Origin of the sequence: Acinetobacter sp. AOR43_HL, from assembly GCF_027854635.1 — a bacterium.
GTDB lineage: Bacteria > Pseudomonadota > Gammaproteobacteria > Pseudomonadales > Moraxellaceae > Acinetobacter > Acinetobacter pittii.
Genome location: NZ_JAKTHX010000002.1, coordinates 49,484 through 63,079, shown reverse-complemented (window position 1 = coordinate 63,079; position 13,596 = coordinate 49,484). Strand labels below are relative to the sequence as shown.

General features: G+C 37.7%; 13 protein-coding genes and 1 pseudogene. 6 read left to right on the top strand and 8 right to left on the bottom strand.

Annotated elements, in window-relative coordinates; all coding sequences use genetic code 11:
• The first annotated feature begins 111 nt into the window (after positions 1-111).
• Together purM and purN are read left to right on the top strand one after the other, a co-directional pair.
• Complete coding sequence (purM, locus tag MKL33_RS00305) at positions 112-1,182, top strand: phosphoribosylformylglycinamidine cyclo-ligase (RefSeq protein ID WP_017385817.1); 1,071 nt, start codon at positions 112-114, stop codon at positions 1,180-1,182.
• Complete coding sequence (gene purN, locus MKL33_RS00300) at positions 1,179-1,808, top strand: phosphoribosylglycinamide formyltransferase (RefSeq protein ID WP_016140245.1); 630 nt, start codon at positions 1,179-1,181, stop codon at positions 1,806-1,808. Before purM ends, purN begins: the two co-directional genes overlap by 4 nt.
• Before the next feature lie 75 nt (positions 1,809-1,883).
• Here purN and MKL33_RS00295 read toward each other — a convergent pair whose 3' ends face one another.
• Both MKL33_RS00295 and sppA read right to left on the bottom strand, forming a co-directional pair.
• The gene (locus MKL33_RS00295; RefSeq protein ID WP_069035762.1) at positions 1,884-2,684 is read right to left on the bottom strand and encodes an alpha/beta fold hydrolase; all 801 of its coding nucleotides are present in this window, start codon (positions 2,682-2,684) and stop codon (positions 1,884-1,886) included.
• Between the two features lie 23 nt (positions 2,685-2,707).
• Positions 2,708-3,724 carry a signal peptide peptidase SppA gene (gene sppA, locus MKL33_RS00290; RefSeq protein ID WP_005067744.1) on the bottom strand — a complete coding sequence of 339 codons (1,017 nt, stop codon included), beginning with the start codon at positions 3,722-3,724 and terminating at the stop codon, positions 2,708-2,710.
• 133 nt (positions 3,725-3,857) lie between these two features.
• Between sppA and MKL33_RS00285 the strand changes: the two genes are divergently transcribed.
• Entirely contained in the window at positions 3,858-4,841 is a 984-nt protein-coding gene (locus tag MKL33_RS00285) for a lysophospholipid acyltransferase family protein (RefSeq protein WP_080759612.1), read from the top strand.
• Here the strand turns inward: MKL33_RS00285 and MKL33_RS00280 are convergent.
• The 3 genes from MKL33_RS00280 to MKL33_RS00270 form a co-directional block, all read right to left on the bottom strand.
• The gene (locus tag MKL33_RS00280; protein ID WP_270906267.1) at positions 4,794-7,226 is read right to left on the bottom strand and encodes a DNA internalization-related competence protein ComEC/Rec2; all 2,433 of its coding nucleotides are present in this window, start codon (positions 7,224-7,226) and stop codon (positions 4,794-4,796) included. The genes MKL33_RS00285 and MKL33_RS00280 overlap by 48 nt on opposite strands.
• 83 nt (positions 7,227-7,309) lie before the next feature.
• On the bottom strand, positions 7,310-7,996 hold the full coding sequence (gene lolD, locus MKL33_RS00275) for a lipoprotein-releasing ABC transporter ATP-binding protein LolD (RefSeq protein ID WP_270906266.1): 687 nt from the start codon (positions 7,994-7,996) through the stop codon (positions 7,310-7,312).
• A complete protein-coding gene (locus tag MKL33_RS00270; RefSeq protein ID WP_004790618.1) occupies positions 7,989-9,224 on the bottom strand; it encodes a lipoprotein-releasing ABC transporter permease subunit in 1,236 nt (411 codons plus the stop codon). The genes lolD and MKL33_RS00270 overlap by 8 nt, the downstream gene beginning before the upstream one ends.
• A 149-nt stretch (positions 9,225-9,373) precedes the next feature.
• Between MKL33_RS00270 and MKL33_RS00265 the strand changes: the two are divergent.
• Positions 9,374-9,454: pseudogene (locus MKL33_RS00265) on the top strand (PilZ domain-containing protein); the annotation flags it as partial.
• Positions 9,455-9,483: 29 nt separating this feature from the next.
• Here the strand turns inward: MKL33_RS00265 and MKL33_RS00260 are convergent.
• Entirely contained in the window at positions 9,484-10,392 is a 909-nt protein-coding gene (locus MKL33_RS00260; RefSeq protein ID WP_005307596.1) for a DMT family transporter, read from the bottom strand.
• Positions 10,393-10,399: 7 nt separating this feature from the next.
• Complete coding sequence (locus MKL33_RS00255) at positions 10,400-10,888, bottom strand: YaiI/YqxD family protein (RefSeq protein WP_081310814.1); 489 nt, start codon at positions 10,886-10,888, stop codon at positions 10,400-10,402.
• 246 nt (positions 10,889-11,134) lie between these two features.
• Between MKL33_RS00255 and MKL33_RS00250 the strand changes: the two genes are divergently transcribed.
• Both MKL33_RS00250 and MKL33_RS00245 read left to right on the top strand, forming a co-directional pair.
• The gene (locus tag MKL33_RS00250; RefSeq protein ID WP_068565614.1) at positions 11,135-12,076 is read left to right on the top strand and encodes a hypothetical protein; all 942 of its coding nucleotides are present in this window, start codon (positions 11,135-11,137) and stop codon (positions 12,074-12,076) included.
• A 33-nt stretch (positions 12,077-12,109) separates the two neighbouring features.
• Positions 12,110-12,256: a hypothetical protein gene (locus tag MKL33_RS00245; protein WP_005038822.1), complete on the top strand. Its 147-nt coding sequence runs from the start codon at positions 12,110-12,112 to the stop codon at positions 12,254-12,256.
• A gap of 58 nt (positions 12,257-12,314) precedes the next feature.
• Here the strand turns inward: MKL33_RS00245 and serC are convergent, their stop codons facing one another.
• Positions 12,315-13,394 carry a 3-phosphoserine/phosphohydroxythreonine transaminase gene (serC, locus tag MKL33_RS00240; RefSeq protein ID WP_002118825.1) on the bottom strand — a complete coding sequence of 360 codons (1,080 nt, stop codon included), beginning with the start codon at positions 13,392-13,394 and terminating at the stop codon, positions 12,315-12,317.
• Positions 13,395-13,596 lie beyond the last annotated feature (202 nt).

The following is a 13,596-nucleotide window of genomic DNA, read 5'->3' as shown; positions in this document are numbered from 1 at the left end:
TCGTTATAAATGAAAAAATATTTTTATTAAAGATAGCATTTTCGAGCATAAATAACATAAGAGTTTCGTATATTCAGGTTATAATCTGCCGCCAATGCGGAGACTTCATTTATGAGCAACTCAACTTCTACCCCAAATACCGGTTTAAGCTACAAAGATGCGGGTGTCGACATTGAAGCGGGCGACGCACTGGTCGATCGTATCAAGTCAGTCGCTAAACGTACAAGTCGTCCTGAAGTAATGGGCGGGCTTGGTGGCTTTGGTGCACTATGCAAAATTCCTAAAGGTTATGAAGAGCCTGTTTTAGTTTCTGGAACCGATGGTGTAGGAACTAAATTACGTTTGGCCCTTAATCTCAATCGTCATGACACAATCGGCCAAGACCTTGTGGCTATGTGCGTAAACGACCTTTTAGTTTGTGGCGCAGAACCATTATTCTTCCTTGATTATTACGCGACTGGTCACTTAAATGTTGACGTTGCTGCAAATGTTGTTACTGGTATTGGTAAAGGTTGTGAGCTTGCAGGTTGCGCACTTGTAGGTGGTGAAACCGCGGAAATGCCAGGCATGTACGAAGGCGAAGATTACGACCTTGCTGGTTTTGCCGTTGGTGTTGTTGAGCAAAGCAAAATTATTGATGGCTCTAAAGTAAAGTCTGGTGACGTACTTATCGGTGTTGCATCAAGTGGTGCTCACTCGAATGGTTACTCATTACTACGTAAAATTTTAGACGTTAAAAACGTTGATTTAACTCAAACGATTGATGGCCGTCCTCTTGCTGATGTAGCAATGGAACCAACTCGTATTTATGTAAAACCAGTTCTTGAACTCTGCAAACAAGTTGATGTTCATGCTATGGCACACATTACTGGTGGTGGTTTACCAGGTAACTTACCTCGTGTATTACCAAATGGTGCACAAGCAGTTATTGATGAATCTTCTTGGGAATGGCCTGAATTGTTCCAACTTCTACAACGCGAAGGCAATGTAGAACGCTTTGAAATGTACCGTACGTTTAACTGTGGCGTAGGTATGGTTATTGCTGTTGATGCAAATGATGCTGAAAAAACAATTGAAGTACTTAATGCTCAAGGTGAAAAAGCTTGGAAAATTGGACATATCCAAGAAAATGCTGAGTCAGTGGAAGGTGCAGACGAAAAAATTCGTGTGATCTTTGCATGATAAAAATTGCTGTTCTAGTCTCTGGGAATGGCAGTAATTTACAGGCCTTGATAGATGCAAATCTATCAGGGCAAATTGTAGGTGTACTGTCTAATAAAGCAGATGCTTATGCCCTAGAGCGTGCTCAAAAAGCCAATATTGCTACCGCTGTTATCTCCCATAAAGACTTTCCAACGCGCGAAGTTTTTGATGAGGCAATGCATCAGCAACTCTTAGCTTGGGAAGTAGATGTAGTTATTTTAGCTGGCTTCATGCGTATCTTAACACCAACCTTTGTCAACAAATGGCAAGGGAAAATGCTGAATATACATCCCTCGCTTCTTCCAGCTTACAAAGGTGTGAATACTCATCAACGTGTTTTAAACACAGGTGATCGTTTGCATGGTTGTACCGTACACTTTGTAACTGCTGAACTGGATTCTGGTCAATCTATTGCCCAATCAGCTATATCAGTTAAAGAACATGATACTGCCGCTTCATTAGCAGATCGAGTGCACACACTTGAGCACTTTATTTATCCACAAGTTGCCGAGTGGTTGTGTAACGGTCAACTTACATGGAAAGATGGGCAAGCCTATTTCCGTAATCAAGTTCTAAAAGACCCTATTCGTTTTGCAAGTTGGTAAAGTATTTTACTAACAAACAAAAATAAAAAAGGACATGCTGGCATGTCCTTTTTTATAAGCTTTAAATTAATTTAATTAATGATGAATCAATTTCTTTATAGAATTTACTGTATCAATAGGATGCTCTAGAGGGAACATATGGCCCCCTTCAACTACAGTAAATGGGATTCCCATTTTTTGCTTTGCCATTTGAGGAAAGCCTCTTTTTAAGAAATCACTTCCTTTACCCACCACTAAATGCACGGGCATCTTAGGTTTTGGCATAGGCAGCCACCACCAAGAAGGATTTTTACGGAAAATTGCAACTTCATCTTCACGAGAAATCGTTAAAGTTACTCCACCGCGAATCGAATCTTCTTTCAAAGCATAATCAATATAAGCCTGAAAACAATCTTCATCAAAATCTTTATAAAATCCTTTAGGACGAAGTAACTCAGCCGCCTGCTCTCTGGATTCCCAATGTTCACGACGACGTGCAGATAAGCCCGCCGGTGTCATCGCATCAACCAATTTAGGACGAAATAATTTTGCCATATGAAAAGCAAATGAATATCGCCCTAAAATAAGAGGCGGATCTAACATAATGACTTGAGAAAACAGTTCAGGACGTCGAAAAGATGCCATTAATGTTAAAACCGAACCAAGAGAATGGCCTAATCCGATGACTTTACGTCCTTTCGCCTGACGCACAATACTATCAATAACTTGATCAACCAAAGCAGGCCAATGGTTAGTCACAGGATAACGTTTGTCAGGACCAATGAGTGGAACATAAATTACGTCATACTCATCTTTTAATTGATCAAACAATTTTTGATACACCATAGATGGCACACCATTAGCATGCGCAAAGTGTATAACCGGTTTTACTGACATACCGTTATCCTAAAAATACAGATTTATTGTAATTTTGCGCTTTGACTAGTCTGCACCTCTTGAGCAATAGATTCACTTACTCCTTGCCCGATTTGTGCCCCCATACGACCCAAAATGGATTGTAGTGGGTTACGCTCAATTGTGTAGTCAACTTTATTATCAAGGTTTAGTTCACGCATCAAGCTCGTAATATTACCTGAACGGTCAGCAACACCTAATTGAATTGCTTGTTCACCCGTCCAGAATAAACCAGAAAAAATAGCTGGATCATTCGATTTCAAACGCTTTCCACGGCCTTCTTTCACTGCGGTAATAAAGTGAGTATGAACATTATCAAGAACAGATTGAATATGTTGCTTTTGAGCAGGATCAATCGGTTTTGTCATACTTAAAATGTCTTTATTCGTTCCGGCAGTTAAAGTGCGGTCTTCAATACCGAGCTTCTGAGCTAAACCAGTAATGCCATAGTTAGGCATGATTACACCAATTGAACCCACTAAACTTGATGGGTTGACAATAATCTCATCCGCAGCAGAAGCGATATAGTACGCACCCGATGCCCCCATATCACCAATAACGGCATAAACTTTCTTATCAGGGTGCTGTTTTTTCAAATAACGAATTTCCTGCCAGATTTCATCAGACTGAACTGGAGAACCGCCAGGTGAGTTAATGTTAAGTGCAACAGCCTTACTATTTGAGGCTTCAAAAGCACGTTTAAGCGCTTTATTCGTATCTTCACTATTTACCGCTTGATTACTCGAAGCATCAATCGTTCCAATAATATCCACCACTGCCAAATGAGCACTACTGCTACTTACAGCAGAGCCTTCTTTGCTGGTTGAACAGCCTTTGCCCATGAGTACAATAATGAATAGTAAATAAATAAAAGTTAATGTTTTAAAGAAGATACCCCAACGACGACTACGGCGTTGCTCTTCTACTGAAGCGAGTACAGCCTTCTCAAGAATTTGCCATTCTGGTCCATTTTGTTTAGGGATTATAGGTTCATTTTGTGGTTTTGGTGGCCAATCGGACATAAAATTCCAATCCAAATCAATCTAAAATGATGTCATTATATACGTTGATTTGATAAAAACTGTCTAAATTATATGATTTCATTTATAATATTTTTAACTTTTTTTACTTGTTGCCTTCTTTTTACCGCGATAGATGACCAAACTAGATGTAAAAAGCATGAACTATTACTTACTCAAAACTTTTAGCCGTCAACCCATTCAATTTGGACGTTTTATTGCCCGTATGTTGGCAGGGTTAGTCAATACTTTAAAAATTACTAGAACATCAAAAAGTATAGAACTTAACTTACAAATTGCACTTCCCCACTTAACACCACAGCAACGAATAGATATTACACAACAAGCTATTCGTAATGAGTTAACCTCATACTTCGAGTTTTTAAGTATTTGGGGCTCATCAAATAGTAAGAATATTTCAAGAATTCACCATATTGAGGGTGAACATTACTTTCATGAAGCACTGGCAGCAAAAAAAGGTGTGGTATTGATTGTTCCACATTTTGGTACATGGGAAATCATGAATGCTTGGTGTGCCCAGTTCACTTCCATGACTATTTTATACAAGCCTGTAAAAAATGAAGATGCAGACCGTTTTGTTCGAGAAGCACGTAGCCGTGAACAAGCCAATTTGGTACCTACCGATGAGACTGGTGTTCGACAAATTTTTAAAGCACTCAAACAAGGCGAAACCACTGTAATTTTACCCGACCATACACCTAATGTTGGTGGGGATATGATCAATTATTTTGGTGTACCGCTTGCCTCAAGTAATTTAAGTGCCAAGCTCATCCAAAAAACAAAAGCCAAAGCATTATTTCTTTATGCAATTCGTAATGAACACGACGGTTTTACGATGCATATTGAGCCTATGGATGAGAAGATTTACGAAGGTAGTGCCGATGACGGAACCTTTGTTATTCATCAAGCCATTGAACAACTGATCCAACATTATCCAGAACACTATCACTGGAGTTATAAACGTTTTAAAGCAAATCCAGCTTTAGATAATATTTACAATATTGATCCAAATGAAGCACTTCAAATTGTAGATAGACTTAAAGCAGAAGCTTCACAAATTCCGGTGAAGCCAAGTACGCTCGAAACGACGAGTGTATAAAACCATCTGATGATTGCGAGATACAAAGCTTAATGTTCCTTGTTCAACTGTGCTTTTAAACGGAAGATTAAGTGCTTGTACTCTCGCTAAAACCTCTTTGCTTGGATGACCATAACGATTATTAAAGCCAGCAGAAGCAACAACAAGCTTTGGTTTTAGAGTCGCTAAAAAGTCATAAGCCGAACTATGTTTACTTCCATGATGACCTAATACCAAAACATCTACCTTTAAATCAGGATATTCTTTCATGAGTTGATATTCTGCTTCCCACCCTGCATCACCCATAATTAAATAATTTTGATAACCATTTATCTGTTTTAAGTGAATATAAACCACACAAGAATATTGGTTTTGATTTGAAGAAACTAAGTTTAAATCTTTTTCTTTAGGCCAAAGAATTTCAATATCTAATTGTGGATATTGCCATTTTTGCCCTTGATGACAATAAGTAAAGGGTTCTGTAATTTGCTCTTTCCATAATTCATTTGATATGACTTGTTTAATAGGAAAAGTCTGAGCAATAGAAGGAAATGCTCCGCTATGATCTTGATCAAGATGAGATAGTACGACGTGATCCAGTTGTTTAATTCCCTTTTGGCGTAAATATGGAATCACCACATTTTGACCAATACTAAAAGCTTTCTCATCATAAGACCCACCCGTATCGATGAGCCATGTCTGCTGCGGGTGCTGTAAGAATATAGATTGCCCCTGTCCTACATCTATAATATTTAATTGAATTTGCTGGGACGACTCATCTGGAATGATCAAGGGTAGACAGCATATTAGTCCCCAAGATTTTGGTAAAACTCCACGCGGTAAAAATAAAATAATAATTGCACAGCTAAGACACAACAAAGCAAGTGGTGTCAGGCTAAAACCTTGCAACGGTAGAGATAACTTCTCTAAAAAACTAAAACATGTCAGCACTATACTGAGCAAAATATCGTTAATCTGAAAGAGTGCATTTCCAATTGAATTAAAAATAAGCCACACACAAGCAGCAAAAATATTCAAAGGAACAATAACTCCTCCTAGCAAAGGAACTGCAATAATATTTGTGAGAGGTGCAACCCATGAAATCTGTTGAAAGAAAATCAGCATTAAAGGACATAGGGCGATAAATATTTTGCCCTGAGATTCAATTAAGGTTTTACTTAAAAGAATTATTTTAGATAGCAGACTCACTGAAGCAAGATTTGTAGTCTGTACTATGGTTTGATAAATGCGTAATAAAATAAAGCAAGAACCATAAGAGAGCCAAAAACCTGCCGATAAAACACTAAATGGATCGAAAAGCAAAAGTAGACTTGCACTGAAAACCAAGAGCGAAAATGGCTTAACAGGTAGTTTTACCAACAATAAAAAGGCAAATAAAAATACTGAAAGTAAAGTTCTTAAAGCTGGAATTTCAAAGCCTACAAAAGCCGTATAAATTAAAACCCCAAAACATAACGGAATCATTGCCAATATTTGCTTGGGTTGCCACAAATAAATTTGCGGATAATAACGTCGTACTAATTGATGTAATCCCCAAGACAACATGATGGCAAAAATGAGGACATGAGGCCCTGAAATGGCCAACAAATGAGAGATTCCTAACTGCTTAAATTGATTTTTAATCTGTTCATTTAAAAGGCTTTCATCTCCTGTTAGAAGTGCTAATAACAATCCTTTGTTCTGTAAGGAAGATTTTTTTAGCATCAATCTAAATTTTAGGCGCAATTTTTCTATATTTAATTGTTGCCTAGTAAAAAACTTTTGTTGCTGTTGTAAATGATTTTGATAACCCAATCGATAAATTTCATCAGAGCTTAAAGGTTCAATATGCTGAACACTGAAACCTGACATTATATTTCGTTGAATGAACCATTGCTCCTGATCAAAAGCACCTGATACTGCATAACTATGGGCTGGTCTGGTTTTACCCGAAATCAGATAGTAGTGGCCTAATTGTAAGTTTGGCCCCTCAATTGAAACATTTTTATTTTCATTTTTTAAATATAACAACCAATTCACCACATGGGATGACCGCCCTAGAACTTGAGCGAGTTGCTGTGTCTTATTATCTTTTTCTTCACTTATTCGGTCTATATACACAACAATATCTAAAGACTCAGGTTGCATCTCCCGTAGTTCTAGTCTTTCATTTAAGGCATGCTGGGCATACTGATGACCTATAATAAAAAGGCTTAGACCACAGATTAAATAATAAACTCCTTTTAATATGGGACGATTTACAACAATATGCCGCTTAAAAATATAAAAAATTAAGCAGATAAAGAGCAAAACTTTACCAATCCAACCATATTGCATTATGAGAGGAAGATCTATTCCCATAAATGCAATACCTACAACCCACCCCACTAAAATAAGCTTTAACATTTAAAATCATATCGTTATCTTTTTAGGGGCAAAATTAAAGCCCAACTGAGTGGGCTTTAACAATGTGATTTAATGACAATTTTTTAAGAACCGTTGACCCAAAGACCATCTTCCATATGCAAAATTGAATCTGCTGCCTGAGCCAACTGCTCATCATGAGTCACAATAAGCATAGCCATATTGAGCTCTTTCTTAAGATCAGTCAGTAACTCGAAAATACCAACAGCTGTTTTACGGTCTAAATTACCCGTTGGCTCATCTGCTAAAACTACAGCAGGTTTAGTGACTAAAGCACGCGCCAAAGCAACACGTTGACGCTCACCACCTGAAAGTTCACCAGGTTTATGATCCATACGGTGAGATAACCCTACTCGATCTAGTAAATATTCAGCTTGTGCCTTTACCGATTTATATTGACTGTCTGCTCGAAGCATTAAAGGCATCGCCACATTTTCAAGCGCAGAAAACTCAGGTAATAAGTGGTGGAATTGATAAACAAAACCAAGGTATTTGTTACGTTGAAAACCACGTTCGGCTTCACCTAAATTATCAAAACGCTGACCATTTAAGAATACTTGTCCTTGCGTTGGTTGCTCTAGACCACCTAACGCATGAAGCAAAGTACTTTTACCTGAACCACTTGCACCAACAATCGAAACAAACTGCCCTGCTTCAACTTGTAAAGAAAGACCTTTAATGACTTCAATCTTAGATTTACCGTCATCAAAATGTTTATATATTTCTTTTGCTTCTAAAACAATTTTACTCATAGCGCAGTGCCTCGGCAGGTTGAACTTTGGCAGCACGAAGCGCCGGATAGATAGTCGCCAAGAAACTTAAAAGTAAAGAAACAATCACGATAATCGTCACATCTTGCCATCTTAAATAAGAAGGAAGGTAATGCACGAAATAAGCATCGAATAGATTTAAGCCCAATACATTGTTAAACCATGAAATGATATCACTAATGGTTAAAGCTAAAATTACACCTAAAACTGTACCAGCAACTGTTCCAATCACACCAATCACGGTGCCTTGCACCATAAAGATTTTAGTGATCATCGACGGCGATGCGCCTAATGTACGTAAAATAGCAATATCTGATTTTTTATCAGTCACAACCATGACTAACGACGAAACAATATTAAATGCTGCAACCACAATAATAAGTACAAGCAATAAACCAACTAGTGTTTTTTCCATTTGAATGGCATTAAACAGGTTGCCATGCGTATAGGTCCAGTTCGTTGCATAGAAATTGCTTGGTAAACTTTTTACCAAGTCATCGGCAACTTGTGGCGCTGCAAAAATATCATCTAGTTTTAAACGAACACCTTGAGCACCATCAGGTAAGCGTAATAAGGTTGAAGCATCATATAGGGCGATATAACCCACCATAGAGTCGACTTCAGCGCCTACACTAAAAATACCCACCACTTTAAAACGCTTGAAACGAGGAACAACACCGGCTGGAGATGGTGTTGCTTCAGGTAAAACCAATGTCACACTGTCATTTAGACGTAAGCCTAATGAGTCAGCCATATCTTTACCAAGCACAATACCAAACTCACCTTTTTTAAGTGAATCTAGACTCCCGGCAACAATATGATTTTGAATGATAGACACATTTTTTTCATATTTTGGGTCAATACCCGTCACCATAATACCAGCGACTTGCCCTTGCGCGGTTAACATACCTTGCAATTGGGTAAAAGGTGCAACCCCAGTTACATGTGGATGATGTTCAACTCGTTTTACCAGTTCAGGCCAATCCGTGAGGATTTGTGTAGATGAAACTGTCGCTTGCGGCACCATTCCCAAAACACGGTTTTTCAATTCGCGATCGAAACCGTTCATTACAGAAAGTACCGTAATCAACACTGCGACACCTAGTGTCAAACCGACCATCGAAACCAATGCAATAAAAGAAATAAAATGATTACTGCGTCTTGCGCGAGTATATCTCAACCCTATATACAGTGAGATTGGTTTAAACATACCTTCTAAATCCAAGGTGATTGATGGGAAATAGCAGATGCCAATGTCAAATGACATTCACATTTACTATTTGGCCATATCGTTAGATGCTGTATTAAGGTTTAAAAATCAGTAAGTTCTGATCTTCCCTTAACAATCCTAATATTATATTGCTGCGCTATTTTCTACTACTTAAGTTAGGAGATCAATTTGATCATGCATTTCGCTACGAATTAGAACAATTTAATGAATAAGCTCAACAAATTACCCAAATCTTCTCCTATTTAGACTTCATATGTTGAGCAAAGTTTCGGTTTGCCTGAATATCTTTATAGAAATATAAAAAGAGTCCAGACAAGATGATTAAAGCCCCTACAAAAACCATAATCGAAAGTTGTTCATGATTTAAAGCAGCTCCAATCATCATCGCTAACATTGGTGTAATTACTGTCGTTAAAGATAAAGTCGTTGGCTGAATATTTTGTATAAGTTTGAAATAACAAAACATGGCGACTAATGAAGCCATGAGTACCGTATAAATTAGGGCAAATAAAGATTTAGCTTCTGGTAAATGTGTCGGTGCATATTGCCAAATAAATGGAATAAAACAACTAGCAAAAATAGAAGACACTAAAATAGAACCTGTTGCCTGAGCCATCGGCTGGATCTGCGCATTAACTTTTTTAACCCAGAAAATTGAAAAAGAATAAACGAACACACTGATCAGCATAAGGACAATACCAAACGGATGCACATGCTGATTTGCGCCACTCAAACAAATAATCGCTAACCCACTGACCGCAATTGCCATACCCAACCATTGCAGCTTATAAAGTTGCTGGCCAAATGCAAACCGACCAATAAGCCCTGCCATAATAGGTGCTAAGCCAAACATAAGTGCAATCATGCCTGAACTTAAATATTGGGTTGCGGCATAAGTAAAAATTTGGGAGCCAATTAAGCTAAAAGATCCGGCAATGTAGCTATGAACTGCTTGTCGATGAGTCGGAAAAGGTGTTCTTAAAATCAGTAATATGATTACTGCCAAAGGCAATGCAATAAAAAAGCGTAATAACAGTGCCCACATCAGATGTAAATCAGACACACTCCAAACAATAGCCAATGGAGTGGTTGCCCAAATGAACACTAACAAGGCATAAGTTAAAGCCAAATTGGTTTGCGATGGCATGTGATGCTCACTTAGCTGTTTTACGTTTTTGCTTTAAAATTGTTTGATCTAATGAACTTGAAAATTCACGCTTATCTCGCTCGGAAATAGGCGGTGGTCCACCAGTTTGCACACCCGCACCACGAAGCGTATCCATAAAATCACGCAGATGTAAACGTGCTTTAACATTCGCCGTTGTATAGACTTCACCACGTGGATGAATAGCAACACCTCCTTTCTCGATCACTTGAGCTGCCAGTGGAATATCTTGCGTAATGACAATGTCATTTTCAATCATACGATCAACTATTTCTTTATCGGCCTGATCAGCACCACTTAAAACCTGTATTGACTTAATACGAACAGAAGGTGTAATCCCAACATTCTGATTGGCTACAAAAATGACTTCTAATTGATAACGATCTGATGCGCGTAAAATCACTTCACGTAAAATTTTCGGTAAGGCGTCTGCGTCTACCCATAGCTTAAATGGCAGCACGTTATTCTCTATTTCCACTAAAAATATTAGTCTAACAGATGCTTTTCTAAGGTGAGTAAAAATAACGATTAAACTGATTTTTAATTTCAACATTTAAATTTTTTATAAATTAAACGTACTTTTAACTTACAAATAGAAACGCCGCTTCCCTTTAAATGACTAAATATGCGCTTTTACAAGAGAATTTACATATGGTGACTTGAAAAATAGCAAACACCCTCGATTTAATATAACAAGTAATGTGAACCCAACAGCATCATGCTTATGAAAAATCAAAACAGTCCAGAAGTTATTAAAGTAAATGACCAAAATTTTGGTAGTCATGGAGAACATTGGAATCTATTGACGTCCCATCCCGAAACAGATGTACCAAAATGGTTAGGACTGGCACTTGATGCACCTGTTATGCCAATGGGTTTATGTGAACATGAAGAAGACATGGACCCATCTTTTTGGCTCATTCAAGGTCCTCAAGACCAAAAAGTTACGATCAATCAAATTATTGCTGTTGAAAATCAAAAACCTCGTGCGCTTAAAACAGCCTTCCCAAGTTTTGAAAGTCCATATCAATATAATGCGAAAATTGAACGCATCATTACTTGTGACTCTGCTACACAAGCCGTGTTAAGTTTAAGACTAAATAAAAATACAACCGTTTATGCATTTGATAATTTATTTAGTGTTAACTACTGTCAATATGACAAAAATCAAAACTATCAAGTCCAATTTAATGCATGGGCTTATGAATTAGAACCTGTTCCAGCAGGTGAAAAAATCATTGTTGATGACCCCGCTTCTATTAAACATCACCGTGCATTAAATGCAATTTTAACTGAACATAATGGTGTTGCTCCTGAAAACTTACAGGAACTCATTAATGAATGGCAGCCAAAAACTCCAGAAGATCAAGAACCTGTAACCGTTGATTTTTCTAAAATGGTTGCTTATTTATATGGTGAAAATCTTGGTCAAGAAGACGAAGCATGGTTCCAAGGTAATATTGTTGGTAAAACTTCTATGACATTTATGGGGGCAGAATATACCCTTTATGATGTCACTTTGGTTTTAGAAGATGATCTTCCTGCCATATTAGTGCGCATTGCGACCAAAAACGATTTGTATAAAAACTTTAATATTGGCGAATATATTCGCGGTAATATCTGGATTCAGGCGACTATTTGTGCTAAAAAGGGTGAAACTAATTGAATTTCACTAATATTTTAATAATTAGGTTATTGAATGAAGATTATACCCGAACAAACTACCAGCCTCATTCAATCCAGTAGCCTGCGCGTAAAGGTCGATACTGGTGCGTTTTGCTTTTTTGTCTTGGGTATGTTCTTAGCTGCCATATTCATGCACCAGTTTGGTTTAGTGCCTTTTTAATTTATAACTTATTCAATAAATAAAGCCCTCATTTGAGGGCTTTATTTATTTGATTTGCTTAACCATTACGCTTTGCAAAATCATCCATAAAGTTGATTAAAGCCTGTACGCCTTCTAATGGTACGGCATTATAAATACTTGCACGCATACCGCCGACAGAACGGTGGCCAGCTAAATTCAACAAGTGATTAGCTTCTGCTTCTTTTAAGAATTGCTTTTCTAAAGCTTCGTCTGCCAAGGTAAACGGTACATTCATAATCGAGCGGTTTGGAATTGCGATCGGGTTATTGTAGAAATCGCTTGAGTCGATATAACCATATAACAACTGAGCTTTTTCAAGGTTAACTTTATGGATAGCCTCTACCCCCCCCTGCTCTAGCAACCATTCAAATACCAAACCAGACAAGTACCAAGCGTAAGTCGATGGTGTATTTACCATAGAACCATTTTTGGCTTGGTCGCCATATTTTAAAATACTTGGAATTTCTGGTTTAGCTTGATCAAGTAAGTCATCACGAATAATGACAATTGTTAAACCAGCAGGACCAATATTTTTTTGTGCACCAGCATAGATTAAACCAAACTTGGTGACATCTAATGGAGCAGATAAAATACTTGATGAATAGTCACAAACAAGTGGCGCTTTTACCTCAGGAATTCCTGCGAACTGTAAGCCACCAATCGTTTCATTATCCGCATAATGTACATATGCTGCATCATCAGATAAATTCCATTCGCTTTGTTCAGAAATTGCGAACTTGCCATCTACTTTAATGCCAGCTTCTACAACATTAATATCGCCATAACGTTTCGCTTCTTTTAACGCTTTTTCAGACCAGATGCCAGTGTGAATATAATCGGCTTTACTGTTCTTACCTAAAAGGTTTAAAGGAATAGCAGAAAATTGTAATGACGCACCGCCTTGCAAAAACAGTACTTTATAGTTTTCTGGAATGTTCATTAACTTGCGTAAATCTGCTTCAGCTTTTTCAGCCACAGCAACATAGTCAGCACTACGGTGACTCATTTCCATGATGGATAGACCTTTACCCTGCCAATCCAACAATTCTTGTTGAGCTTTTTCTAAAACGGCAGTAGGTAATGCAGCAGGACCAGCACAGAAATTGTACGCGCGCATGATTTTTCCCTTGTATAAAGTCAAACACAATAAAAATGGCATTTAACCACAGATTGCTTAAGCTTGCAGCAGCTTCTCAAGTAAATATTTCAATGCTGGACTGTATTTAGCTTTATTTTTTCAATTATTGGTGTCGTTATTTACTTAGTTTTAATGACCAGCTTCCCCATTTAAAAAAATTTTTAAGCAAAAAGATCAACTT